Source organism: Thiocapsa sp. UBA6158 (assembly GCF_002423035.1).
GTDB lineage: Bacteria > Pseudomonadota > Gammaproteobacteria > Chromatiales > Chromatiaceae > Thiocapsa.
In genome coordinates this window covers 48744-74222 of sequence record NZ_DIUM01000135.1, presented here as the reverse complement: position 1 = coordinate 74222, position 25479 = coordinate 48744, and the positions used below count along the sequence as shown (strand labels likewise).

Below are 25479 nucleotides of genomic sequence, written 5' to 3'. Positions count from 1 at the left end.
CGTCAGGTCCTCCGGATCGGGAAGCTCTCGATATAGGCCGCCGGCTCCGACGGATCGAACGGCTTGCCCATGACCGAGAAGGCCATCACCGGATCGGTCGGAACCTCCATGCCGACCTCTTTCATGAGACGGGCCGCATCCGTCGCGAGGAAGACCTCGCTTGCCACCTTCGCGTAGTCGACATCGCCATCAATCTGACCCCAACGCTTCATCTGGGTCAGGATCCAGATGGCGAAGGACTCGTAGGGGAAGGGATCGAAATCGATCCGCTCTGGATCCTGCACGATATTGCCCAAGCCGTCGGCGAAGGTCCCGGTGAGCACCTGCTCGACCACCGTGACGGGCTGGTTGAGATAGTTGGCCGGGGCGATCGCCGCGGCGATCTCCTTGCGGTTCTCGGCTTTGCGGGCATAGGCGGTGGCATCCAGGATCGCCTTGAGCAGGGCTTGATAGGTGTTGGGCATGCCGGTGACGAACTCGCGGCTGGCGGCGAAGGCACAGCAGGGGTGTCCGTCCCAGATCTCTTTGGAGAGGAGGTGGATGAAGCCCACACCGTCGTAAACCGCGCGCTGATTCACGGGATCGGGAGCCAGGAAGCCGTCGATGTTGTCGGCACGCAGGTTGGCGACCATCTCGGGCGGCGGTACGGCGCGGATCTGCACGTCCCGATCCGGATCCAAGCCGTGCTCGGCGAGGTAGTAGCGCAACAGATAATTGTGCATCGAGTAATCGAAGGGGACGGCAAACTTGAACCCCTTCCAGTCGGCCGGGTCGCGCTTGTCCTTGTGCTTCATCGCGAGCGTGATGGCCTGGCCGTTGATGTTCTCGACCGCCGGCATGGTCCAGGGAATGGGGTTGGATCCTGCACCGATCGTGATGGCAAGGGGCATCGGGGAGAGCATGTGGGCGGCGTCGTACTCTTTCGCGAGTGATTTATCGCGCACCACGGCCCAACCGGCGGTCTTGACCACCTCGACGTCGAGCCCGTACTTCGAGTAGTACCCCAGCGGATGCGCCATGATGATGGGCGTCGCGCAGGTGATGGGGATGAAGCCGACGCTCAACTTGGTCTTCTCGAGTGGCCCGTTGGTCTCCGCGAAGACCTCTTTGGCGAGCCCGAGCGGGAAGATGCTCGAGATCGCGGCCAGGGCCGTTCCTGTCCCGACCGTCTTCAGAAAACGACGCCGCTCGGCGTCCCGAGGGAAGAGCGCGCGCATGACGGCGCCCTCGACCAGCCGATCCTGCTGCTGCCGCTGGTCTTGGGCATGGGCCTGATCATGCTCGGCCTGGTTGCGATGATGTCCGCAGGAGCAGCCGCCGCGGTGCAGTTTGACGTCGGGATCGAAGGGATTGGGCAGGGACATGAGTGGTTCCTCGTTCCGATAGTGGATGCCGATGGGGAACTCAGACGCGCGTTCCGACAGGGATGGTCGGACCTAGGCCGAGATGAGCTTGGGCGAGCCGAGTGGCGGATTCGCATACTCGATGTCGTGCTCGTAAAGCGCGTAGGCCCGTTGATATTCCATGACCCGAGCGACGCCCTGGATGAACGCGGCGTCATATCCGGCGCGCCGCAGCAGATGGAATCCCAGCTCCATCCCGGAGCTGATGCCGCCTGCGGTGACGATGCGTCCGGCATCGACCACGCGGGCGTGACTGATTCGACAGGCCGGGGCCAGCTCGGCCAACCGGGCGATCGGGGTCTTGCCGAGGTGGGATGCTTCGAGCCGATCGGGCTCCTTGCGGTTGGTGGCCGGCAGCCCATCGAGCAGGCCCATACAGGCGTAGATCCAGGAGCCGGTGCAGACGCTCGTGAGGAGACAGGCGTCGGGAAGCCCCAGAATGAAGTCGTGCAGATTGCGGTTGTGCATCTCCTGACGTGTGCCGAACCCTCCCGGGATCAGGAAGGCGTCCATCGCCGGTCGGTCGGTAAAACCGTAATTGGGCAACACCGTGATGCCGGCCTGGGTCTGGACAGGACGCAGGGTCTCGGCGACCAGGAAGACATCGATCTCGGGGTCGAACCGTCGTGCTACCGAGAGCACACCGCAGGGTGCGGCGTAGTCGATGACCTCCGCGTCCTTGAAGACGAACACCCCGAGTCTGAATCCGGCCTTGCGCATCGCGTGCTGTCCCCGGCTTTTTTCGATGGTCCCATTGTCCGGACCGACGATCGCACCCGGTATCGCGAAACCCATGATTTCCTCGTAGTGGAATCACTACAGGGATGTCGTCGTGCGTTCGGTAGGGCTCAGGGCTCGATCAGACCATGGCGATTGGCATAGGTCACCAGCTCGACCAGGGTTCGGATGCCGAGCTTCTCGAAGATGCGGCTGCGATAGGTCGAGATGGTGTTCGAGGACAGGATGAGCTGCTCGGCGATCAAGGAGACGGACCGCCCCTGGACAAGCAGGTTGAGCACCTGAAACTCGCGATTGGAAAGGCTCTCGTGGGGTGGACGGGCGCTGTCCTCGCGCACGCTGCGCGCGAGCATCTCGGCGATGCCCGGCGTGATGAAGACACCGCCTGCGGCCACCTTGGTGATGGCCCCGAGCAGCTCCTCGGGCGAGCAGCCTTTATTGAGATAGGCGCCGGCACCGGCGCGGATGGCGCGCACACCGAACTGTGACTCGGGATAGACCGAGAGCATGATCACCCCGACCTTGGGAAACTCGCTCTTGATGAGCTTCAACGCCTCGAACCCATCGCGGTCGCCCAGGGCGATGTCGAGCAGGATGACATCGACCGCGGTCGTGCGCAGGATACGCAGCGCCCCGGGTCCATCGGATGCCTCCTGGATGGAGCCGATCCGGACCTCCTCCGACAGGATCTGGATAAGACCCCGGCGGATGATCATGTGATCGTCGACGACGAGGAGCCCGATCACGCGAGCACCCCCCGCAGCCTCAAAGACACCCGAGTGCCCTCGCCGGGATGACTGGCGATGGCGAACTCGCCCCCGATGGCACGCGCCCGCTCATGCATCCCGAGCAATCCGAAACTGACGGGCTGTGCCGGCAGCCGCATCCCGCGGCCGTCGTCGGACATCTCGATCAGCAGATCGCGGTCCTGCGCTTGGGTCGAGAGACAGACCCGGCGTGCCTCGGCATGGCGCTGCGTGTTGGTCAGCACCTCCTGGACGATACGGTAGACGGCGATCTCCGCATCCCGGCCCAGCCGGCAGCGCTCGACCTCGCCAGGGCAGATGAAGCTGCAGTGAAGACCCGAGCGGGCCTCGGTCTCTTCCAGCAAGGACTCCAGGGCCGCCCAGAGACCCAGGTGATCGAGGACGCCGGGGCGCAGGTCGTTGAGGATGCGGCGCAGGGCATCCATGGCGCCGCCGCCGATCTCGAGTGCCGCGTCGATATGGCGGCGCATCAGCGGGTCATCGGTCAGGCGTTGCCGCAGCCAATTCAGCTCGAGCTGCATGGCGGTCAGCGAGGCACCCAGATCGTCGTGAATCTCGCGTGCGATGTGTGCCCGCTCCTCTTCCCTGACCGAGTTGAGATGGGCCGAGAGGCGCAGAAGTCCGTCGTGCGCCTGGCTCAGCTGCAGGTGCGCGGCAGACAGCTCCGTGGTCCGCTCCACGACGCGCCGTTCCAACTCGGCACGGGCGGCATGGAGTGCCGCCTCGGTACGCTTGCGCTCGGTGATATCGGTGAAGGTGACGACCGCGCCGACGACCTCCTCGCCGTTGCGGATGGGGTAGGAGGCATACTCGGCCGGAAAGGGACTGCCGTCGCGCCGCCAGAGGACCTCGTCCTCGACCCGGCAACTGCAGCCCTCCTTGAATGCCTTGAAGATCCGGCAGTCCTCCACCGGCATGCGTGCACCGTTTCCGTGCGAGTGATGGATGAGATAGTGCATCTGGCGCCCGAGCACCTCATCGGGGTCGTAACCCAGCAGCTCGGCGCCGACCCGGTTGATGAAGATGCAACGCCCGGCAAGGTCGATGCCGTAGATGCCTTCACCGGCTGACTCGAGCAACATCTCGAGCTGTCGCCGCCAGGCCGCGTGGTGGGAGAGGTGGTGGAGATTCGCAAACATTCGGAGACAGGATGACCCGGCGATGCGTGTCGTCATGCAAAAAAGGGACCTGTCCGAGCCGATACCGCCGCAAACTGCCGGTCGGGATTCAGACCTTTCGCGAGATCGGCGATCACGACAATGGCTACGTCGACAAGACCGGTTTTGCCCGGCAGTTGATCGACGAGGGAAGCGACTATCGCCTCCCCTTCGATCGGATACTCATCCCTCGGGCGCCTGTCGAACGTCTGCACCTGGTCACGCACAATCGAACCGTCGAGCCTCACGGCATCGATTTGAAATGGAAATGAATTTATCCTGATCCACACATAACGAGGGTACTGAACACAGTACCGGACGGCCTTGCTCGCTGTCGGCCCGGACCTTATAGTCAGGCCAGGCCGGGTCCCCGGAATCTTCGACGGCGAACGCCATCCTCGATGTGACGGACGCCATGGCCCGCTTTTCCGAGGTCGTCGAGCAGGCAAGCCGAGGGCAAGACGTCATCATCACGAGTATGGGTAAGCGTGTCGTGCGGATGACCCGCCATGAGTCAGCGCCGCCGAATCAGTGCTTCGGGCTTCTTCGGGGGCAATTGCGGATCGTCGACGACTGCGACACATGGCCCGAAGAGATCGCACGCGACCTCGGCATGGTCGACTGACCGTTCGAGTCCTGTTTGATACGCATGCCCTTCTACGGGCACTCCATCAGCCAACCGCGCTCTCGAGAACAGCGCAGGAGGTTATCGGGTCGGCCGAGAACCTCGTCTGCGTGAGCCTGGTGCCCCTGTGGGAGTGCGCGATCAAGTCATCGATCGGCAAGCTCGATCTGCCTGCGGACTTCTTCGAGGCGATCCCGAAGGCCGGCTATGGTGTGCTCCAGATCGAGAGCCCTCACATCACCGCAGATCTCGGCTTACCGATGCATCGTCGCGGCCCGTGCGACCGGCTTCTGGTCGCGCAGGCACAAACCTCCGGTTTGGTCCTGGGCACGCGCGATCCGCAGATTGCCAAGTATGATGTGCGAACCCTGCTTGCGTGATCGCTCACCCCCGTCCGCGCCGCGCTGCAACGCAACCGCCTATCCGCTATAGCGAAACTACGCCATGACCCCACAAGCCACCTTCATCAACATCGGCGAACGCACCAACGTGACCGGCTCCGCCAAGTTCAAGCGACTCATCCTGGACGGCAACTTCGATGCCGCGCTGGATGTTGCGCGCCAGCAGGTTGAGAACGGCGCCCAGGTGATCGACATCAACATGGACGAGGCGATGCTGGACTCGCAGGCGGCCATGGTGCGCTTCCTGAATCTGATCGCCGCGGAGCCGGATATCGCGCGCGTGCCGATCATGATCGACTCGTCGAAATGGTCGGTGATCGAGGCCGGGCTCAAGTGCGTTCAGGGCAAATGCATCGTCAACTCGATCAGCCTGAAGGAGGGCGAGGCGGCCTTCCGCGAGCAGGCCAAGAAGGTCAAACGCTACGGCGCTGCGGCCGTGATCATGGCCTTCGACGAGGTCGGCCAGGCCGACACCCAGGATCGCAAGTTCGAGATCTGCGCGCGCGCCTATCGCATCCTGGTCGAGGAGATCGGTTTCGCGCCCGAGGACATCATCTTCGACCCCAACATCTTCGCCGTGGCCACCGGCATCGAAGAGCACAACAACTACGCTGTCGACTTCATCGAGGCGACCCGTCGCATCAAACGCGAGCTGCCTTACGCCAAGGTCTCGGGCGGCGTCTCCAACGTCAGCTTCTCCTTCCGCGGCAACGACCCGGTACGCGAGGCGATCCACTCGGTCTTTCTCTATCACGCGATCCGCGCCGGGATGGACATGGGCATCGTCAACGCCGGTCAGCTCGCCATCTACGACGATCTGCCCGCGGAGCTGCGCGAGGCGGTCGAGGACGTCATCCTCAACCGGCGCCCGGATGCCACCGAGCGGCTGCTCGACATCGCGCCCAAATACAAAGGCGACGGCTCGGGCATCGAGAACAAGCAGGATCTCTCCTGGCGCGAGACGACGGTAGAGAAGCGCATCGAGCATGCGCTGATCAAGGGCATCACCGACTTCATCGTCGAGGACACCGAGGAGGCGCGCCAGAAGCTCGGCACGCCCATCAATGTCATCGAAGGCCCGCTGATGGANNGGCAAGATGTTCCTGCCGCAGGTGGTCAAATCCGCGCGTGTCATGAAGAAATCCGTCGCCTATCTGGAGCCCTTTCTGGAGGCCGAGAAGTGCGAGGGCGACACCCAGGGGCGCATCCTCATGGCGACTGTCAAGGGCGACGTGCACGACATCGGCAAGAACATCGTCGGGGTCGTACTCCAGTGCAACAGCTATGAAGTGATCGACATGGGCGTCATGGTGCCGGCCGACCGGATCCTCGCCAAGGCGCGCGAGGTGAACGCCGACATTATCGGGCTGTCCGGGCTCATCACCCCCTCGCTCGACGAGATGGTCCATGTCGCCAAGGAGATGCAGCGTCAGGGCTTTACCATCCCGCTGCTGATCGGCGGTGCGACGACCTCGAAGCTGCACACGGCGGTCAAGATCGAGCCGCAGTATGCGCATCCGGTGATCCATGTGAAGGACGCCTCGCGCGCCGTCGGTGTCGCCGGCAGCCTGCTGTCGAAGGAGATGAAGGAGAAGTATGTCGCCGGTGTGCGCGCCGAATATGTGCAGATCCGCGAGCGCCGCGCCTCGCGCGACGAGGCCCGCGATCTGGTGCCGCTGACCAAGGCGCAAGCCAACCGCACACCGATCGATTGGGAGCACTATCAGCCGCCGGTCCCCGCCGAGCCGGGCGTGCAGAGCTTCCACGACATCCCGCTCGAGGAAATCGCCGCCTATATCGACTGGACGTTCTTCTTCCACGCCTGGGAGCTGCGCGGGCGCTATCCGCAGATCCTGGACGACCCCGAGAAGGGCGTCGAGGCGCGCAAGCTCTTCGACGACGCCAAGGCGATGCTCCACAGGATCATCACCGAGAAGTGGCTCGGCGCCGCCGCCGTCATCGGTCTCTTCCCCGCCAACGCGGTCGGCGACGACATCGCCGTCTACACCGACGAGAGCCGCAGCGAGACCCTGCTGACCTTCCATTGTCTGCGCAAACAGGGCAAGCAGCCGCCCGGCAAGTACAACGAATGTCTGGCCGACTACATCGCACCGGCCGAGACGGGCATCCCGGACTATGTCGGCGGCTTCGCCTGCACCGCCGGGATCGGGATCGACCCGCGCGTCGCCGCCTTCGAGGCCGATCACGACGATTACTCCGCCATCATGCTCAAGGCCATCGCCGACCGTCTCGCCGAGGCATTGGCCGAGATGCTGCATGCGCGGGTGCGCACACGCCATTGGCGCTATGCCCCCGACGAGACCTTGAGCAACGAGGACATGATCGAGGAGCGCTACCAGGGCATCCGTCCCGCGATGGGCTATCCGGCCTCGCCCGACCACACCGAGAAGGATCTACTCTGGCAGGCCCTGGATGCCGAGCGCAACACCGGCATTTGGCTGACCGAGTCCAAGGCAATGGTCCCGACCGCCGCGGTCAGCGGGCTCTATTTCTCGCACCCCGACAGCCGATACTTTGCAGTCGGCAAGCTCGCCCGCGACCAGGTCGCCGACTACGCCGAGCGCAAAGGCATGCCGCTGCCCGAGATCGAGCGGTGGCTGGCACCGAATTTGGCGTACGAGGCGGATTAAACCGCGCCTAGCGCGGTATGCGATGTTTTTGGATGGGATCGGCCCAGGCAGACTTGATAAGCGTTGGAGCTGGCCCGTTTTAAGATATTAAAAAAATAAGAGTACGCTGAGCGAGTTCCGTGCTGGCCGCCTTCGAGATCGGACATGGTAAGAGCGTTCGGCGGCGGGCACGCTACCACAACTTACCGGCGGCAATGACCAGGCCGCCGACCGTGGTGATGAACGCGATCAGCCACAGGAAGTGGCGGTCGTGGCGTCGGATCATCTCGTCGAAGCGCTTGTCCATCTGCTCGAAGCGTCGCTCGACCTGCTCGAAGCGCTTGTCCATGTTGGCCTGCATCGCCTCGAAGCGCTTATCCATCTGCTCGAAGCCCTGACGCATCAACTCACGCTGGTGTTTGAGCTCCTCCTCGACACGCACCATGCGCTCGCGCAGCTCGATCTCATAAACAGCCGTTGGCTTGCCGAGACTCTGCTCGGCAAGCCACACGGGCATGTTGGTCTTGATGAAATCGATATCTTGCTGGGTCAGGCTCATGGCGGGCTCCGCTGGATCGCGCACGGTTGGGATTATATAACGAGCTGCTGCGGATCAACCCCCTGCAGAGATCCCCATCCCGGCCCGTATACAGCTTAAGAGTCCATAGTTGTAGCGGCCTTCGAAGGCGTCGTAGATCGGCTTGAGGCTGATGAGCGCGCCCTCGGACTGTTGCTCGATGGCGAATTCGATCGCCCGCAGGCTGTCCCGGTCGAGGGCGACGACCTCGCCGACCGAGAGTTCGCCGACCTCGATACAGCGCGACAGGTGCGTATAGATGGTGCTGGGCTTCAGCTCGCGGCGATCGGCGATCGCCTCCACGGAGAGTCCGGAGCGCAGCAGCCTCAGGGTCTCCAAAACCGAGTCGGCCAGCTCGATCGCTCCGGCGCGGGTCTCGCCTGCAGCCGCTCTGGCGGCAGGCAAGCGCGGGACGCGTTCCGGTCGGCCGTGCTCCGCCTCGTGCAGGGCGAGCAACCGCAGAAAGCCCGCGCCGAAGCGCTCGAGCTTCACCTGACCGACACCGTTGATCCGAGACAGCTCGTCGCGATCGCGCGGGCGATAGGTCAGCATCTCGTTGAGCGTGACATCGTTGAAGATGTGGTAGGCCGGCACATCCTGCTCCAGGGCGAGCTGACGCCGGTAGTCGCGCAGGGCCTGCCAGAGCGCGAGCGCCTCCGGATCGGTCGGCGGCGCCATGGCGGGCCGACGTGCGGCGGAGCTCGTGCGTTTGCGGTCCGGGTCTTGCCGCAGTCGGAGCCTGCGCTCCCCGCGCAGCAGGGGGCGGCTCTGCTCGGTCAGGCAGAGCGCGCCGTGTCCCTCGAAATCGACCCGGATGAACCCGGCCGCGACGAGCTGGCGATAGACCGACTTCCATTGATCCGCGGAGAGCTCTTGGCCGATGCCGAAGGTCGTGACTTGGTCATGTCCGAAGCGGCGGATGCGCTCGTTCTTCTTGCCGAGCAAGACATCCACCAGATAGCTGCTGCCGAAACGCTGGCCGGTGCGATAGATGCACGAGAGCGCCTTTTGCGCCGCCTGCGTTCCGTCCCAGGTGGCGACCGGCTCCAGGCAGGTGTCGCAGTTGCCGCAGGGCTTGGGCAGAGGCTCGCCGAAATAGTTGAGCAGAACCTGGCGCCGACATTCGGTGGTCTCGCAGAAGCCGAGCATGCTGTCGAGCTTCTGCATCTCCACGCGCTTGAAGCGCTCCTCGGCCTCGGAGTCCTCGATCATGCGACGCAGCATCACCACGTCGCCCAAGCCGTAGGTCATCCAGGCGTCCGCGGGCTGACCGTCCCGGCCGCCGCGCCCGGTCTCCTGATAGTAGGCCTCCAGGCTTTTCGGCAGGTTCAGATGGGCGACGAAGCGCACGTCCGGCTTGTCGATCCCCATCCCGAAGGCGATGGTCGCGACGATGATCACACCCTCCTCGCGCAGGAACCGGGCCTGATGCTTGCGGCGTGTTTCGGCCGGGAGTCCTGCGTGATAGGGGAGCGCGGCAATGCCCTGGGTCGCGAGATAGTCCGCCGTCTCTTCGACCTTGCGTCGCGACAGACAGTAGACGATGCCTGCATCGCCGGGATGCTCGTTGCGCAGGAAGGCGATGAGTTGCTGACGCGGGTTGGCCTTCTCGACGATGCGATAGCGGATGTTCGGTCGGTCGAAGCTGGACACGAACTGCCCGGCCTGCTCCAGGCCCAAACGGGTGAGGATCTCGGCACGGGTCGGGGCATCGGCGGTCGCGGTGAGCGCAACGCGCGGGATGTGAGGCCAGCGCTCGTGCAGCAGGTGGAGTTGGATGTATTCGGGACGGAAATCATGGCCCCACTGGGAGACGCAGTGGGCCTCGTCGATGGCAAAAAGGGCAACCCGGACGCGATCCAGCAGGGCGAGGAAACGCTCGGTCAGCAGGCGCTCGGGGGCGACATAGACCAGGTCCAGATCGCCCGAAAGCATCGACTCCTCGACCGCTCGAGCCTCCTGCAGTGTCAGCGACGAGTTCAGGAAGGCGGCCCGCACCCCGAGTTGTCGCAGCGCATCGACCTGGTCCTGCATCAAGGCGATCAGAGGCGAGACCACCACGCCGACCCCCGGCCGCAGGATCGCCGGGATCTGATAACAGAGCGACTTGCCGCCGCCCGTGGGCATCAACACCAGCGCATCTCCACCGGCGATCACGCGGCCGATGATCTCGGCCTGGGCGTCGCGAAAACGCTCGTAGCCGAAGACGCGGTTGAGAACCTGAAGCGGCGTCTCGTTCATCCTGTCACTCCACACCATCGCAACCGCATCGGTTGCGATGCGCATTTTAGCCCATTCGTGTACGCGCGACCCTCTGTGCTCGCGCGTTCGGCCATCCCGAGCGACAGCGACGCGCGACACCCGCCATCGAGCCGGCTTCTGGTACCATTTAGGCGCCGTTCAGCGTTGGAACCTGCCATGATTGAAGAGCCCGTCCAGGCCGCCGTCGAGACCATGCTGCCAGAGGTCGTCGCAGCCGTCGATCTCGGGTCCAACAGCTTTCACATGATCGTGGCCCGCATCGACAAGGGTCACATGCAGGTGACCGATCGCCTCAAGGAGATGGTCCGCCTCGGCGAAGGCGTGGGCGAGGACAAGCAGCTCGACGCGCAGGTCGCCGAGCGTGCTTTGGCGTGTCTGGAGCGATTCGGCCAGAGGCTCCGTGGATTCCCCCCCGGCAGCGTGCGTGCGGTCGGAACCAACACCCTACGTCAGCTCGCGCCCGACAGTGATTTCCTTCCCCGAGCGGAGGCGGCGCTCGGCCACCCCATCGAGGTCATCGCGGGTCGCGAAGAGGCACGCCTGATCTACCTCGGCGTCGCCCATGATCTGGCCGTGGGGACCGAGCGCCGCCTGGTCGTCGACATCGGCGGCGGAAGCACCGAGATCATCGTCGGACTCGGTTTTTCACCACGCCTGCGCGAGAGCCTGTACATGGGCTGCGTGAGCATGTCGCGCCGCCATTTCGCCGACGGGCGCATCACCGCCCGAGCCATGGAGAAGGCCGAGCTCACGGGAGCGCTCGAGGTACGACCCGTACGCGAGCTGTTTCGTCGCACCGGCTGGCAAACGGCGGTCGGCAGCTCCGGGACCATCAAGTCCATCGCCGCAGTCGTGGCGGCCGAAGGCTGGTGCGAAGACGGGATCTCCGCGACGGCGTTGCTGCGGCTTCGCGATGCACTTGTGGAGACGGGCCGAATCTCCACCCTCGCGCTCAAGGGCTTGGCCGAGGAGCGTAAGCCGGTCTTCGCCGGCGGTGTCGCCGTGCTGCGATCGGTCTTCGAGACACTCGGGATCCAGCATCTGCAGGTCTCGGAATACGCACTGCGCGAAGGCTTGATCTACGAAATGATGGGGCGCAGCCAACACGTGGATGTCCGGGAACGCACCGTCGAGACCCTCAGCCGACACTTTCAGATCGATCAGGACCACGCCCAACGTGTCCGGGCGACCGCCTTGGCCCTTATGCGCCGTCTCGCCGCACCTTGGGCGCTGCAGGATCCCAACCACGGGCTCATGCTGGCGTGGGCGGCACGCCTCCACGAAATCGGCGTCATGGTCGCCCACAGCCAGCACCAGAAACACGGGGCCTATCTGCTGCGCAATGCCGATCTCGCCGGCTTCACGCGACCGGAGCAGATGCTGCTCGCCGCCTTGGTGCTCGGACACAGGCGGAAGTTTCCCGTCCAAGAGCTTGCAGTCCTACCCCACGGGAGCAGGGAACCGGCACGCAGGCTCTGCGTCATCCTGCGGCTGGCCGTTCTGCTGCATCGCGGACGCTCCTCGGAAAGCAAACCCGATCCGACACTCACGACCAACGGCGACAACCTCGCGTTGAGCTTCCCGGACGACTGGCTCGCCGATCACCCCTTGACGCGATTGGAACTCGAAGAAGAGGCCGAGCGCTTGGCTTCCGCCGGGATTCGTCTTGAATTCGGTTGAACCTGTCGGGACCGCCCGGATGGCCCCTCATGCCGGCCCGTATCCTTTTCCCCTCATCCTGGTAAAATTGCGAGCCTATCGGGGCTCGACACTGCAGACCCCGGAACGGAATTTACCCGCCGCCGCTGTATCGCGCGCGGTTCCCACGCCGCTAAACTGGAGGACTACAACAATGGCCGCACTCTTTTCCGCCGATTGGATGAACCATCTCAAGGACGCTTGGAACGGTGAGCCGGAGGTCAAAGACAAGCTGGCCGAGATCGATTTCAACTCGGTCATCTATTGCGGGTTCAAGAACGAGGAGACCCCGCGCGGGATCTTCGTCGTCGAGAAGGGCGAATGCGTTCGTGCCGGCGCCTGGTCGGAGAGCGATCCGCCGGCCAACTGGGACATGCGCGCCGATCTGAAGGATTGGCTCAAGTGGGTCGAGAAAGGCATCGGCATGGCCGGCATGGGCACTGCCTTCATGACCGGCAAGCTCAAGTTCAAGGAAGGTGACTACAAGGCGATGCTGAAGGACCCGCGCATGGCCAATCCCTTCGTGAAGAGCTTCGGGCTCATGCAGCAAATCCCGACCGACGAGCTCGGCTGAGCCGCGTCAGCAGCAACATGGGTCGATTCGAGGTGACTGCAAAGTCACCGCGAATCGACAGACCAGGCGAGACGCGGCTCAGGTTGGTTGAAAGGTCTTTCCGCACTTGGCGTCTTGACTGAATAACGGTTCTTTTCGGATTAGCCAAGCGCATATCCCGCATCGACATTGAGGCACGCACCGGTGATCCGGCGCGCATCATCGGACGCAAGAAAGAGGACGGCACGCGCCACGTCGCTCGGCTCGACGGCCTCTTGGCGTAAGCGGTGACGGCGTTTCACGGTCGAGTCGATCAGATCGATCGCCCCGCCCCACATCGGGGATTCCACCACGCCCGGAGCCACGGCGTTCACCCGAATGCCGCGTGCCCCCAGCGCCATCGCCAGTCGCTGCGTCAACATCTCCAGACCCGCCTTGCTGGCCGAGTAGCTTGTCGATGTGCAGGTCTCGAAGGGGTGCTGTGCACAGGCCGAAGACATATTGATGACGACCGGGGCGGCGCTTTGCTCGAGCAGTCCGAGAAAGCCCTGGGTCAGGGCGAAGGGCGCGATCAGGTTGACCTCCAGGGTCGTCCGCCAGGCATCGACCGTCTCCTCGAGATCGCCTTGGCTCAAGATCACGCCGGCATTGTTCACCAAGACATCCAGTCGCCCGTCCGCGTCCCGAATCTCGGAGAAGAGACGCTTGCGGAAGTGCGCATGCGTCACATCGCCGACCAGGAGACGTAAGTTCCCGCAGTCAAGGGCCTGACCCCACCGCTGGGCAAGCGCGGCAACCTTCTCCGGATCCCGCCCGAAGGTCACGACGCGATCGCCGGCCTCGATGAAGGCGGCGACGAGCCCCGCCCCGATCCCGGATGTCCCGCCGCTGATACAGACGATGCGCGGCGCCGCAGCGGTCATCGCTCGCGCTGCCCGAGGTTGGCGTGAATGATCGCCCCGTTCAGTACCGGGGCATGTGCCGCAAAGGCCACGGTTTCGGCGATCTCTTCCGGCTCGATCAGCCGATCGAACGCCGACATCCCCGTCAGGGCAGCAAGTGTGTCCGTATCGCCGCCGATCATGGCACGGATCTGCTCGGTATCCGTGAAACCGGGACAGATCATGCAAGTGTGGATCCCGCGCCCGGCAAGATCTTGACAGGTGGAGCGCATCATCCCGGCCAAGGCATGCTTGGCGATCACATAGCTCGCCACGCCGGGAACCGCCTTCTCCGCCAGGGTCGAGCCGATATAGATGATGCTCGACCCGGCGGCCATATGCGGCAGAACCAATTGGTTCAAACCGTTGGCGGCCACTAGGTTGAGCTCCAGCACCGCACGCAGCTCATCGCTCGGCAAGGCGTCGATGCTGTCGCGTCGCATGATCGAGGCGTTGTGGACCAGGCAGATGCGTTCGGCATCGGCCAACCAGGTCCCGAGAGATGAGGCAATCCGATCGATGGCGTCGGGCTGGGCCAGGTCGCATGCGAGATTCTCCACCCCACGCTCCGTGCAGGGACGCCGAGAGAGATTGACGACGACGCTGCCTTCCAACAGGAAGCGGGTCGCGATGGCACGACCGATCCCCGAGCTCGCGCCGGTAACGACGAGTAGATTCATGGTGTCCTCCAAGACGAAAAGGCCCATTGTCCGTCGCCCGACGAGACACCCAGCTCGATGGCGCGTAGATCCCGGCCAGCCAGCTCGGGTCGCACGCGCAGGCGCGCAAGCAGCAGCTCGGCCAGCTCCTCGATCGTCACGTTTCGAATAGGCAGGAGCAGTACGTCGCGCTCGAGTAAGGTCAGGCGCTCCTCGCCGAACCAGGCGATCACCATCCCGTCGCCGCGCTCGATGCGCAGATGCGGCGAGCGCTCCGGAAGCAGAAGGCGCTCGTCGAGCTCGTCGCACAGCGCCTTGAGCACCCGCTTGAGCATGACGTAATCGAACGCCATGCCGTCCGCCCCGACCGGCGCCGTCACATTGCACCGGATCCGAAAATTGTGGCCATGGAGATTCTCCCGCTCGGTCGCGGAGAAGATGGTGAAATGGCCGGAGCTGAAATTGAGATATTCCTTGCTGATCTCGATTCGGGTCAGGATGTCGGTATCCAAGGTCGTCTCCGCTGCGGATCGAGTGCCCCGGGCCCGGAACACCTGTCGGTGAAGTGCGCAATCGCTCGCAGCGCCTCGTCGACACTTGGGGGATGTGGGGTCACTCGGCCGAATCCAAGCTAAACCGCGTCCGCGGTACATGATGATGCTTGGATCCACCCGCCCTTTCGAGAACACCAACAACGTTGGAGTCGACGCGGTTTAGAAAAATTGAAAGACTTAAACTGCGCCTGCTGAAAGGTTGATTAGAGTCATGAGAGACCGATCCAAGACGAACACGGCGCATGTCATAACGGGCACAGTTTAAAGGGGCTCCACCTCGCCATCGTAGGGCTCGATCTCGGTTACGTCGATCCGATAGCCGGCTTCAGCCAGCTCGCTGCTGGTGCGGATCACACCAAGCGTCCCCGTAACCCAGACGGTATCGAACAGCTCGCCGACATACTCGCGGCCCTCGGGCACGACCACATGAATCGTCTGGTTCGCAGGCGGCGGCGGAACATGGATGCAGGCGCCGTAGTAAGGCACCAAGAGGAACTCGGACATTTTGCGCTCGTCCAGCTCCAAAGGCACGACGAAGCCGGGTAGACGGACCACGAGGCCATCCAGCTCCTCCACGACCGGGGCATCCGCCCAGAGTGCCAAGAGCTTGTCCATCAACTCGACGGCGCGTGGATCCTCGTCGTCCATCTCATCGAGCGCGTCGAGGTCGAAGTCCTCGAGCAGTGTCTCGGGCTGCCACTCGACCGGAATCAAGCGATCCCAATCGATCTCCTCGGCCTGCACCCCGTTTGAGGTCGCGGACTCGGGTCCGGTCGATTCTTCGCCGCAACCCACGAGCCCGAGGGCGAGAATGACCGGAAAGAGCCGCGCAAACAGTCTCGTCATTTTGATTCTCGGGAATTAGCCCCTTGGGCCACAAGTCTTGAACACATGGGCTGATCACTCACACGCGAATCGACAGCCCGTCCGCCAGGGACAACCGATACGCCCGATAACCCGGGATCAAACCGACCAGAAACCCGGCGGCGAGGACCAGCACCAGCAACATCATCTCATGAGGCGAGAGGGTGCCGACAGCAACGAAGATCCCCATCGCCGAGAGAATCAGCGGCTGGGCCACCAGCAGCGCCCCGTAAAGAAGACCGAGGCCGACAAGGATCCCGAGAAGGGTCAGCGCGAGCGCCTCGCCCAGGATCAGCGCGAAGACGTGAGCCGGACGGGCGCCGACCGAGCGCAGGATCGCCATCTCGCGCCGGCGCTCGCCGAGACTCGTCAGCAGCGCAGTCAAAAGACCGAAGAGACCCACGACGACGACGAATCCCGAGACCAGCAGCAGGGCTCGCTCGCCGACCGCGATCAGACCCCACAGCTCGGCGAGCGCCACGCCCGGCAGGATCGCCATGAGCGGCTCGGCTCGGTAGTCGTTGACGAAGCGCTGCACCTGGAAGGTCGAGATCCGCGAGGTCAGGCCCACCAAGGCAGCAGTGATGGCTTTGGGAGCAAGATCCATCGTACGCGCCGCGTCGGCATCCACGACCCGACCCGGCAAGGGCGCCCCGCCTTCCCAGCCGACATGGATCGCCTCGATCCCCTCCAGGCTCACGTGGACCGTACGATCCACCGGGGTGCCGGTCGGCGCGAGGATCCCGGCAACGCGGAATGGATGGTCGTCATGGCGCGCGAAGGCGACATCCGATGCACCGTGCGCGATCACGACGGAATCCCCCAAGCCGTACCCCAGCGCCTTGGCCACCTCCGCCCCGAGCACTGCGTCGTAAAGGTCGGAGAAGGGCGCACCCTCGGTCACGACGAGCGCGCGACCGCGGCCGTAGCGATAGTGCTCGAAATAGGCCGGCGTGGTGCCGAGGACGGGGTAGCCGCGATGCGAATCACCCAGAGAGATGGGGATGGCCCAAGCGACCCGGGGGTGGGCCGCGATGTCCCGGTAGGACTCCCAAGAGATATTGTTGGTCGCGTGACCGATCCGAAAGACCGCATAGAGCAGGAGCTGCACCGGTCCAGTCCGCGCGCCGACGATCAAGTCGGTGCCCGAGATGGTGTTGGCGAAACTTGCGCGCGTCTCCGTGCGCAGGCGCTCGACACCGACAAGCAGCGCGACGCTCAGAGCGATCGAGAGGACCGTCAGCAGCGCCGTGCCACGGCGATTCAGAAGGCTCTTCCAAGCCAAGCTCAGAACGGGCACGCCCACGCCTCGGGACGCCTAACCGTTCAGACCTTCGATCCGGCTCGCCAACGTGAAATCCAGTGCCGTGATCCCGCCGGCATCGTGGGTCGAGAGATCGACGACGACTCGGTTGTAGACGTTGCTCCACTCGGGGTGATGATCCATGGACTCGGCCACCAACGCGACTCGACTCATGAAGCCGAACGCATCGACGAAGTCCTTGAACTGAAATGCCTTGTGCAACTTGCCGCCGGCCAGAGTCCACGGCGACGCAGCGGAGGCATTGAGCTCCGAGAGCGCCCTCGCAATCGCTTCGGCATCGAGCTTGGCACGGCTCATGTTGAACCGCGCCCGGCAAGACATGGACTGATCCAGGATATGTCTCTCTTCACATGAACCCCTAAAAGGTTTGAGCAGGCGCGGTTCAAGAGGCAACACATTTCCATCGTAAAACCGTTCGCTGGCTTCACCTGAACCGCGTCACCGCCAAGAGTTGTGATGACCTCGGACAGACGGCTCACGCCGCCCGAACATGTATCCCCGGACGCGGTTCAGTTAGTGATGGGCAATCTGTTTCTCGGTGAAGAGATAATCCTTCAACTCCTTGTCGAAGGTCGGATCCTTGCGGCGGATCCATTCGAGCACCATCGCCGCATGCTCCTTTTCCTCGTCGCGATTGTGCGCCAGGATTGCCTTCAGGTCCTCGTCCTTGCAGGCGTCGACCCGCTGGTTGTACCAATCGACCGCTTCGAGCTCCTCCATCAAGGAGGTGATGGCCCGGTGCATATCCCGGGTCTCCTCGGACAGTTCTTCGGTCGGCTCGTGGTAGCCCTCGTTCGCCATGGATAACTTCTCCGAATCGTTTGGTTGACCGGTCGTGCGCATCGTCCGCACCCCGTCGATTGTCGGGCGTGCGGCGCCGAAACACAACCGCGGCCTAGAGACCGCGGTCGCGGCGCAGGGTCTCGATCAGGATCTCGCGATTGCGGTAGCGGATGTCCTTGCCCTCGGCCACGTAGATGACCTGCTCGGCGATGTTGGAGGCGTGGTTGCCGATGCGCTCCAACGCATGGGCACTGGTCAGGAGACACACGATCTGGCGCGGCGTGAATCCGGCGAGATCCTCTTGGCCAAGGAAGTCGCGTGCCTCGTCGGAGACGCCGAAGAGTCGCGGCTCGTCTTCGAAGACGCCGAGCGCAAGCTCCACATCGAAGGCGGCGACGGCCTGGATGCTGCGCTCGAACATGCAGCAGGCCTGGTCGTCGAGGCGTCGGAGCAGCTCCTTGAGTGCATCCGACGGGATGCCGCCTTGACCGATGCCGATTTCGCGCAGGACCAAGGCTTGACGGGCAATGCGCACTGCCTTGTCCCCGGCACGCTCGACGTCGCCGGCGATCCGGGAGAGTGCGAGCACGATGCGCAGATCCACGGCGGTCGGCTGACGACGTGCGATGACCCGGAAGATCTCCTCGTCCGCATCGAGCGAGAGAAAATCGATCTGGGGCTCGCGATCGAGAACGCGGTACGCCTGGGTCACTTCGCCGTCCACCACCGCAGCAACGGCGGCTTGGGTCTGCTCGATGACCCGCTGACCCATGTCGAGGATGATCCCGCGCAGTTTCGCGAGCTCTTGGTCGTAACGGCGAACCGTGTGACCGCCCGCGATGTCGCCTGCGGACGCGAGGCTGTTGTCGCCGGCCATCAGCCGAACCGCCCCGTGATGTAGTCCTCGGTCAACCTGTGCTTGGGGTTGGTAAAGATCTGGTTGGTCTCGCCCACCTCGATCAGGTCACCGAGATGAAAGTAGGCGGTGCGTTGCGAGACACGCGCGGCCTGTTGCATCGAGTGGGTGACGATGGCGATGCTGTAGTTGGCCCGCAGCTCGTCGATCAGCTCCTCGATGATGGCGGTGGCGATCGGGTCGAGCGCAGAACAGGGCTCGTCCATCAGGATCACCTCGGGGGAGACCGCGATGGTCCTCGCAATGCAGAGACGTTGCTGCTGGCCGCCCGACAAACCCGTGCCGGGCTTGTCGAGTCGGTCCTTCACCTCGTTCCAGAGACCGGCCTTTTGCAGGCTGCCCTCGATCACCTCGTCGAGCTCCGCTTTGGAGTTGGTGAGGCCGTGGATGCGAGGCCCGTAGGCGACGTTTTCATAGATCGACTTGGGGAAGGGATTGGGCTTCTGGAACACCATCCCGACCTGCGCGCGCAGCGGTACCGGGTCAAGCCCCTTATCGTAGATGTCCTGACCATCGAGCTTGATGGACCCGGTGACGCGGCAGCCGTCGATCGTGTCGTTCATTCGGTTCAGGCAGCGCAGGAAGGTCGACTTTCCACAGCCCGACGGGCCGATCATGGAGACGACCTCGTTCTTGCCGATATCCAGGCTCACGCCTTTGATCGCCTGCGTGCTCCCGTAGAACACATCCACATCGCGACACACCATTCTTGGATTGGCGCAGGTCACATCGCCGACCGTAACCCGCGACTCGCGCCCACCGGCAAGCTCCGCCGAACTCATCGCGCCGATACGTCGACTCATATCATCAACCGTGGTGCTCATAACTGACCTCAAGTATTGACCCTGCGCTCGAGGGCGTCGGGGCCAAGTATGTTGCGAAACGCACTCACCAACGCCTCTCGAACCGGCGCCGCAGCAGGACAGCGCCCAAGTTCATCAGAATCAAAAAGGCAAGCAGCACCATGATCGCCGCCGAGGTTCGCTCGACGAAAGCGCGTTCCGGACTGTCCGCCCACAGGAAGATTTGAACCGGGAGGACCGTAGTCGGCGAGGTGAATCCACTCGGAATGTCCACGATGAAGGCAATCATGCCGATCATCAGCAGCGGCGCTGTCTCGCCCAGGGCTTGAGCCATCCCGATAATGGTCCCGGTCAACATTCCGGGCATCGCCAGGGGCAGTACATGATGCATCTGCGTCTGCAACGGCGATGCCCCGACCCCCAAGGCCGCCTCACGGATCGACGGGGGAACCGACTTCAAGGCCGCCCGACTGGCGATGATGATGGTCGGAAGGGTCATCAGCGACAGCACGAGCGCCGCAACCAAGGGTGTGGAGCGCGGCACGCCGAAGATTGAGATGAAGACGGCGAGCCCGAGCAACCCGAAGACGATCGAGGGGACCGCCGCGAGGTTGTTGATATTGACCTCGATCAGGTCGGTCCAGCGATTCTTCGGCGCAAACTCCTCGAGATAAAGGGCCGCACCGACACCGATCGGGAAAGAGATGAGCAGGGTCAACACCAGGGTGTAGAAGGAACCCATCAGCGCACCTGCGATGCCGGCCAGCTCGGGCTCGCGCGAGGTCCCGGTCGTAAAGAAGATGGTGTTGAAACGCTTCTCGATGCGCCCCCGAGACTCGAGCTGCTCGACCCAAGCGACCGTCTGATCCTTCACGCGGCGCTCGCTCTCGGGAAGGTTCCGATCGATATGTCCCTTCATCAGCATGTCGATGTCGTCATCGGCAAGCAGCCAGACCTCTCGGGTGGTACCGATCAGATCCGGATTCGCCAGGACCATATCACGCAGATGCGAGGGCGCCCCCACGCTGATCATGGACGCAAGCGCCCGGGTCGCGCGCCGCTCGGTCACCTGCGGGAACTCGCTGCGCAGCGCATCCCGAATGACGGCCTGATAATTGGCGCCCGCCAGGGTCTCGGGGTCGCGCGTCCCCGCGGGGTCGAGCGTCTGCGCCTCGAAGGTCACCGGGAGCTGGATGTAGGTCTGGACAAAGGCCGTGTGACCTTTCGCAATGATGTCGGCGAACAGCAATCCCACGAAGGTCAGCCCGAGGATCACCGCGGCGAGACCGACCAGACGGAATCGCCGTTCGCGGGCATAGCGCCGCTTCAGGCTCGCATTCACGACGTCGATGGTGCGTTTCGGCGGCGCACCGGCCGCTTGGCTGTTACTCATACTGTTCTCGATACTTGCGAACGATCTGCAGGGCGATCACGTTGAGAACCAAGGTCACCGCGAAGAGGGTCAGACCCAGGGCGAAGGCTGCCATGGTCTTGGCGCTGTCGAACTCTTGGTCGCCGGTGAGCAGGGTCACGATCTGAACGGTGACCGTGGTGACGCTGTCGAGCGGGTTCGCGGTGAGGTTGGCTGCGAGCCCCGCCGCCATCACCACGATCATGGTCTCGCCGATCGCGCGGGAAACCGCCAAGAGGACACCGCCGACGATCCCGGGCAAGGCGGCCGGGATGATCACCCGTCGAATCGTCTCCGACTGGGTGGCACCGAGCGCATAGGAGCCGTCACGCATCGCCTGCGGGACCGCATTGATGACGTCTTCGGACAAGGATGAAACGAAGGGGATGATCATGACCCCCATGACCAGACCGGCAGCCAGCGCACTCTCCGAGGCGACGTCCAACCCCATGGACATGCCGAGCTCGCGGATGAAGGGTGCAACGGTCAAGGCGGCGAAGAAACCGTAGACCACGGTCGGCACCCCGGCCAAGACCTCGAGCGTCGGCTTGGCCCAAGACCGCACGCGCCGCGGCGCATACTCCGAGAGATAGATTGCCGACATCAGGCCGATCGGGACCGCGACCAGCATCGCGATGGTCGATACCATCAATGTGCCGGTGAACAGGGGCACCGCCCCGAAGGCCCCCGTGGCACCGACTTGGTCGGCCCTCAGGGCTGTCTGCGGGCTCCAGAGGGTGCCGAAGAAGAAGTCGAGCGGAGAGATCTCCTGGAAGAATCGCAAGGACTCGAACAGGACCGAGAGTACGATCCCCAGGGTGGTCAAGATGGCGATCGAGGAGAAGACCACCAGGATGACCATGAAGATGGATTCGACGCGGTTGCGTGCGCGCATCTGCGGCTTGGTCCGAGCCCAAGCAAACGCCATGCCGCCGACGGCAAACGCCAACACGCCGAGCCACATCGCCCAAACCGCGATCTGACTGAAGAGCGAGAAGCGATCTGCGGCGGCCTGCATCTCCGGAGTCGCCACACGCGAAACGATCGCTCCCGAGGCCAGGTTCTTGATGTCGTTCACCAGGAGCCCCACAGCTCCGGGCGTAAGTCCCTCGAGCATCGACCCCGGCAGCTCGGCTTTGACCAGAGTCACCAGGATCTCGTCTTGGAAGGCCGTCCAGAGCGCCATCAACAAGATCGCCGGAATCCCGGCCCAAAGTGCCGCATAGAGGCCGTAATAGGTCGGAAGCGAATGGAGTGTGCTGATCCGCCCCGCGCCGCCGGCACTCACGATGGCTCGCTTACGCCCGACATAGTAGGCCAGCGACATCAAGCCGAGCACAATAATCAAAAGGGTCGATGTTTGCATAACCAGGACTGCGCAAAGACGGAAAATGGGTCAGCGGCCCCGGGGGCCGCCAACCGATCGGGAACGTCGGACCCGAGCAACGGGTCTCCCTGGTCCTACTTCGCCGGGGCGGCCATCGGCTTGAGCGCCCGAGCCTGCTCGGCGACGCTGGCGCGCATCTCGTCAGGCAGCGCAATCAGACCCTTGTCGGCCAGATAGCCGTCGGGGCCCCATGCCTTGTCGTTGGTGAATTCGACCACGTATTCCTGGATGCCCGGAATGGTGCCGACATGGGCGTTCTTGACGTAGAAATAGATCGAGCGCGAGACCGGATAGGATCCGTCGCCGATGGTCTCGAAGGTCGGCTCCACGCCGCCGATCTTGGCACCTTGCAGCGTGTCGGCGTTCTGATCGAGGAAGCTGAAGCCGAACACCCCGACCGCATTCGGGTTGGCGATCAGCTTCTGGACGATCAGGTTGTCGTTCTCGCCGGCCTCGATGAAGGCACCGTCTTCACGGATGCCGTGACAGACTGCCTTGTGCATGTCCTTGTCGGTCTTCGCGAGCGCCTTTACGGAATCGAAGCTGTCGCAACCGCCTTCCATCGCCAGCTCCACGAAGGCATCGCGGGTGCCGGAGGTCGGCGGCGGACCCAGAACCTCGATCGCGACGTCGGGCAGATCCTTGTTGATCTCGCTCCACTTCTTGTAGGGGTTCGGGACCAGCTTGCCGTCCTCGTTCGGGACGTCCTTCGCCAGGGCCATCCAAAGCTCGCCCAGGGTTATGTTGAGGGCGGGACCGGTCTTGGCGTTCGCAATGGCGATGCCGTCGTAGCCGATCTTGACCTCGGTGATCTCCGTCACGCCGTTGGCCTGGCACTGATCGAACTCGGACTTCTTCATCGCACGCGAGGCGTTACTGATGTCGGACTTGTCCACGCCGACGCCTGAGCAGAAGAGCTTGAAGCCACCGCCGGTGCCCAGGGACTCGACCTTGGGCGTGGGGAAGGACGACTCGCGCCCGAAGGTCTCGGCGACCGCGGTGGAGAAGGGGAAAACGGTGGAGGAGCCGGCAATCCAGACGGAATCGCGGGCCATGGCTTGAGTCGAAAGCGAAGCCACGGCGAACGTGACCGCAGTGGCGATGATCGTTTTGTTCATGATGGGACCTCCGGGAGAGCGTTGGGAAGCGAGCCGGAATTGTGACCTTGCATCATGCCGATTGTATGAAGTTCGTGTGACGATTCGATGACGACGCCGCAGCGCGCGCCGACGCCGAGAGGGATCAAGGCTTGTTCGAGTCGCCGAGCGATCGGACCAAGCGCATGGCGGCGTTGAAGAAGTCGTCGGTCGGGTGGCGCTCGCAGTTGGCCCGAATACGGATCATGGCGGCATCGAGCTCGGCGCCTTTCAACACGTCGCGCCCCGTTGCGAGATTCAAGCCGGTGACGAGCCCCGACAACCACTCTTGGTAGCGCCGATAGCCCTCGCCCGCGATCGCCTGCGCGGTCGCATCGGCCGGTGCAACGGCCAAGAAGTCGGTGCACGGCTTCACGCCCGCGCCCCAGAGCACGGGCGCCCCGGCAGCGAGCGCGCTCCCGAACGGTCCCACTGCCAGTACAATGCCGAGCAGGATCGGAAACATCGGCCCACAAGGCGAGCTCGGGCGCAAACGATCGGTCATATCATGAATCCTTCATTGAATGGGCTTGGTGGTCGACTGCGGGTATGATTCGCCGATTTGCCGACAGCCCGCAAGTCCATCTCATGCGCATCCTGATGATCTCGGACGTCTACTTCCCTCGTATCACGGGCGTATCGACGTCGATCCAGACGTTTGCGCGCGAGTTCGTCGAAAAAGGACATGAGGTCACACTGATCGCGCCGGATTATTCGGCCGCCGGGGGCGAGTCCGCGCCGGAGCCGTTCGAGGTTCTGCGCATCCCTTCGCGCTATCTGGTGATCGACCCCGAAGATCGCATGCTGCGCCCGCGCGAGGTCCGTCGCCACGACCGCATGCTGGCGAGCCGCGGATACGATCTAGTGCACATCCAGACGCCCTTCTTCGCGCACTATCTGGGCCTCGGGATCGCCAAGCGACTTGCTCTCCCGGTGGTGGAGAGCTACCACACCTTCTTCGAGCAGTATCTCCACCACTATGTCCCCTTCGTCCCCGCCGCTTGGATGCAGCGGCTCGCGCGCGACTTCTCGACCGCCCAGTGCAACGCTGTCGATGCCCTGGCGGTACCCTCGCACGCCATGCTCGAGGTCCTGAAAGGCTACGGGGTGCAGACGCCCGCGACGGTCATCCCGACCGGGATCGAACTGGTCCAATTCAGCCGAGGCGACGGCGCTCGTTTCCGAAACACTCGAGGCATCCCGTCCACGCGACCCCTTCTGGTCCATGTCAGCCGCCTCGCCTTCGAGAAGAACATCGATTTCATCCTGCGGGTGCTCGCGCGCGTGAAGACGCAGGTCCCGGATGTGCTCCTGGTGATCGCCGGCGAGGGCCCGGCACAACGTCGACTTCAGACCCTGGCGAACCATCTCGGGCTGGCCGACAACACCTTGTTCACGGGATATCTGGAGCGGGACGGATCCCTCGAGGACTGCTACAGCGCAGGGGATGCCTTCGTCTTTGCCTCCAAGACGGAAACCCAAGGTCTCGTGCTCCTGGAGGCCATGGCGCTGGGCGTACCGGTGGTCTCGACGGCCGTGATGGGCACCAAGGAGGTGCTGGCCGGCGGCGGCGGATCGCTGATCGCGCAGGACGACGAGGCCGACTTCGCCGAGAAGACAGTTCGGCTCCTCACGGATCCGGCACTGCGTGCACGTCTGGCCGTGGAGGCGGTCGAGCACGCACGGTCCTGGTCGGCACCCGTGCTCGCGGAACGGATGCTGGATTTTTACCGGCAGGTCATCGAGCGGCGGAGCTGTGATCGGGCGGCGGATCGGGCGGTCGATCCAACCCGGAAGAAACACGACGTCGGCTAAACCGCGTCCCTGCCAAGGGCCGTGGATGCACCAAACGTCGAACTCACTCGAAAATCCGCATTCCGCTCTGGACCC

General features: G+C 63.7%; 25 protein-coding genes and 1 pseudogene. 7 read left to right on the top strand and 19 right to left on the bottom strand.

Going from position 1 to position 25479, the window contains the following annotated elements:
• Positions 1 to 2: 2 nt before the first annotated feature.
• From B4N44_RS18245 to B4N44_RS18230, 4 genes are all read right to left on the bottom strand, one after another.
• Positions 3 to 1364: a CmpA/NrtA family ABC transporter substrate-binding protein gene (locus tag B4N44_RS18245; RefSeq protein ID WP_296704006.1), complete on the bottom strand. Its 1362-nt coding sequence runs from the start codon at positions 1362 to 1364 to the stop codon at positions 3 to 5.
• A 72-nt stretch (positions 1365 to 1436) separates the two neighbouring features.
• A complete protein-coding gene (locus B4N44_RS18240) occupies positions 1437 to 2198 on the bottom strand; it encodes a DJ-1/PfpI family protein (protein ID WP_296704003.1) in 762 nt (253 codons plus the stop codon).
• Between the two features lie 53 nt (positions 2199 to 2251).
• A complete protein-coding gene (locus B4N44_RS18235) occupies positions 2252 to 2887 on the bottom strand; it encodes a response regulator (protein ID WP_296704000.1) in 636 nt (211 codons plus the stop codon).
• A complete protein-coding gene (locus B4N44_RS18230; protein ID WP_296703994.1) occupies positions 2884 to 3990 on the bottom strand; it encodes a sensor histidine kinase in 1107 nt (368 codons plus the stop codon). The genes B4N44_RS18235 and B4N44_RS18230 overlap by 4 nt, the downstream gene beginning before the upstream one ends.
• 83 nt (positions 3991 to 4073) lie before the next feature.
• On the opposite strand from B4N44_RS18230, the gene B4N44_RS20005 reads away from it, so the two are divergent.
• The 4 genes and pseudogenes from B4N44_RS20005 to metH all read left to right on the top strand — a co-directional run bounded on the left by B4N44_RS20005 (position 4074) and on the right by metH (position 7742).
• Complete coding sequence (locus tag B4N44_RS20005; RefSeq protein ID WP_296704387.1) at positions 4074 to 4337, top strand: hypothetical protein; 264 nt, start codon at positions 4074 to 4076, stop codon at positions 4335 to 4337.
• 143 nt (positions 4338 to 4480) lie between these two features.
• Positions 4481 to 4690 (top strand): type II toxin-antitoxin system Phd/YefM family antitoxin, encoded by a 210-nt coding sequence (locus B4N44_RS18220; protein WP_296703991.1) that lies wholly within the window; start codon positions 4481 to 4483, stop codon positions 4688 to 4690.
• Positions 4648 to 5070 carry a type II toxin-antitoxin system VapC family toxin gene (locus tag B4N44_RS18215; protein WP_296703988.1) on the top strand — a complete coding sequence of 141 codons (423 nt, stop codon included), beginning with the start codon at positions 4648 to 4650 and terminating at the stop codon, positions 5068 to 5070. Before B4N44_RS18220 ends, B4N44_RS18215 begins: the two co-directional genes overlap by 43 nt.
• Before the next feature lie 64 nt (positions 5071 to 5134).
• Positions 5135 to 7742, top strand: a pseudogene (gene metH / locus B4N44_RS19835) (methionine synthase).
• Positions 7743 to 7914: 172 nt separating this feature from the next.
• On the opposite strand, the gene B4N44_RS18200 reads toward metH, so the two are convergent.
• Both B4N44_RS18200 and recQ read right to left on the bottom strand, forming a co-directional pair.
• Positions 7915 to 8280, bottom strand: coding sequence for a hypothetical protein (locus B4N44_RS18200; RefSeq protein ID WP_296703983.1), 366 nt, complete (start codon positions 8278 to 8280; stop codon positions 7915 to 7917).
• A gap of 54 nt (positions 8281 to 8334) precedes the next feature.
• A complete protein-coding gene (gene recQ / locus B4N44_RS18195) occupies positions 8335 to 10539 on the bottom strand; it encodes a DNA helicase RecQ (RefSeq protein WP_296703981.1) in 2205 nt (734 codons plus the stop codon).
• 177 nt (positions 10540 to 10716) lie between these two features.
• Here recQ and B4N44_RS18190 point away from each other — a divergent pair, with 177 nt between their 5' ends.
• A complete protein-coding gene (locus tag B4N44_RS18190; protein ID WP_296703978.1) occupies positions 10717 to 12240 on the top strand; it encodes a Ppx/GppA phosphatase family protein in 1524 nt (507 codons plus the stop codon).
• 172 nt (positions 12241 to 12412) lie between these two features.
• Positions 12413 to 12832, top strand: a complete 420-nt coding sequence (locus B4N44_RS18185) for an SCP2 sterol-binding domain-containing protein (RefSeq protein WP_296703975.1) — start codon at positions 12413 to 12415, stop codon at positions 12830 to 12832.
• Positions 12833 to 12972: 140 nt separating this feature from the next.
• On the opposite strand, the gene B4N44_RS18180 is transcribed toward B4N44_RS18185, so the two are convergent.
• From B4N44_RS18180 to B4N44_RS18120, 13 genes are all read right to left on the bottom strand, one after another.
• Positions 12973 to 13734 carry an SDR family NAD(P)-dependent oxidoreductase gene (locus tag B4N44_RS18180; protein WP_296703972.1) on the bottom strand — a complete coding sequence of 254 codons (762 nt, stop codon included), beginning with the start codon at positions 13732 to 13734 and terminating at the stop codon, positions 12973 to 12975.
• A complete protein-coding gene (locus tag B4N44_RS18175; RefSeq protein ID WP_296703970.1) occupies positions 13731 to 14432 on the bottom strand; it encodes an SDR family NAD(P)-dependent oxidoreductase in 702 nt (233 codons plus the stop codon). Before B4N44_RS18175 ends, B4N44_RS18180 begins: the two co-directional genes overlap by 4 nt.
• A complete protein-coding gene (locus tag B4N44_RS18170) occupies positions 14429 to 14923 on the bottom strand; it encodes a 6-pyruvoyl trahydropterin synthase family protein (protein WP_296703967.1) in 495 nt (164 codons plus the stop codon). The genes B4N44_RS18175 and B4N44_RS18170 overlap by 4 nt, the downstream gene beginning before the upstream one ends.
• Before the next feature lie 303 nt (positions 14924 to 15226).
• Positions 15227 to 15811, bottom strand: a complete 585-nt coding sequence (locus tag B4N44_RS18165; protein WP_296703964.1) for a DUF3299 domain-containing protein — start codon at positions 15809 to 15811, stop codon at positions 15227 to 15229.
• A gap of 58 nt (positions 15812 to 15869) precedes the next feature.
• Entirely contained in the window at positions 15870 to 17129 is a 1260-nt protein-coding gene (locus B4N44_RS18160) for an ABC transporter permease (RefSeq protein WP_296703962.1), read from the bottom strand.
• Positions 17130 to 17147: 18 nt separating this feature from the next.
• Entirely contained in the window at positions 17148 to 17450 is a 303-nt protein-coding gene (locus B4N44_RS18155) for a 4a-hydroxytetrahydrobiopterin dehydratase (protein WP_296703959.1), read from the bottom strand.
• A 216-nt stretch (positions 17451 to 17666) separates the two neighbouring features.
• Positions 17667 to 17954 (bottom strand): ferritin-like domain-containing protein, encoded by a 288-nt coding sequence (locus B4N44_RS18150; protein ID WP_296703957.1) that lies wholly within the window; start codon positions 17952 to 17954, stop codon positions 17667 to 17669.
• A gap of 94 nt (positions 17955 to 18048) precedes the next feature.
• On the bottom strand, positions 18049 to 18813 hold the full coding sequence (gene phoU, locus B4N44_RS18145; protein ID WP_296703952.1) for a phosphate signaling complex protein PhoU: 765 nt from the start codon (positions 18811 to 18813) through the stop codon (positions 18049 to 18051).
• Positions 18813 to 19676, bottom strand: coding sequence for a phosphate ABC transporter ATP-binding protein PstB (pstB, locus tag B4N44_RS18140; protein ID WP_296703949.1), 864 nt, complete (start codon positions 19674 to 19676; stop codon positions 18813 to 18815). Before pstB ends, phoU begins: the two co-directional genes overlap by 1 nt.
• Before the next feature lie 64 nt (positions 19677 to 19740).
• Positions 19741 to 21048: a phosphate ABC transporter permease PstA gene (gene pstA / locus B4N44_RS18135; protein ID WP_296703947.1), complete on the bottom strand. Its 1308-nt coding sequence runs from the start codon at positions 21046 to 21048 to the stop codon at positions 19741 to 19743.
• Positions 21041 to 22432, bottom strand: a complete 1392-nt coding sequence (pstC, locus tag B4N44_RS18130) for a phosphate ABC transporter permease subunit PstC (protein WP_296703945.1) — start codon at positions 22430 to 22432, stop codon at positions 21041 to 21043. Before pstC ends, pstA begins: the two co-directional genes overlap by 8 nt.
• Before the next feature lie 95 nt (positions 22433 to 22527).
• Positions 22528 to 23571 carry a PstS family phosphate ABC transporter substrate-binding protein gene (locus tag B4N44_RS18125; protein ID WP_296703941.1) on the bottom strand — a complete coding sequence of 348 codons (1044 nt, stop codon included), beginning with the start codon at positions 23569 to 23571 and terminating at the stop codon, positions 22528 to 22530.
• Positions 23572 to 23695: 124 nt separating this feature from the next.
• Positions 23696 to 24094: a hypothetical protein gene (locus tag B4N44_RS18120; protein WP_296703939.1), complete on the bottom strand. Its 399-nt coding sequence runs from the start codon at positions 24092 to 24094 to the stop codon at positions 23696 to 23698.
• A gap of 83 nt (positions 24095 to 24177) precedes the next feature.
• Between B4N44_RS18120 and B4N44_RS18115 the strand changes: the two genes are divergently transcribed.
• Positions 24178 to 25404 carry a glycosyltransferase gene (locus B4N44_RS18115; protein WP_296704359.1) on the top strand — a complete coding sequence of 409 codons (1227 nt, stop codon included), beginning with the start codon at positions 24178 to 24180 and terminating at the stop codon, positions 25402 to 25404.
• Positions 25405 to 25479 lie beyond the last annotated feature (75 nt).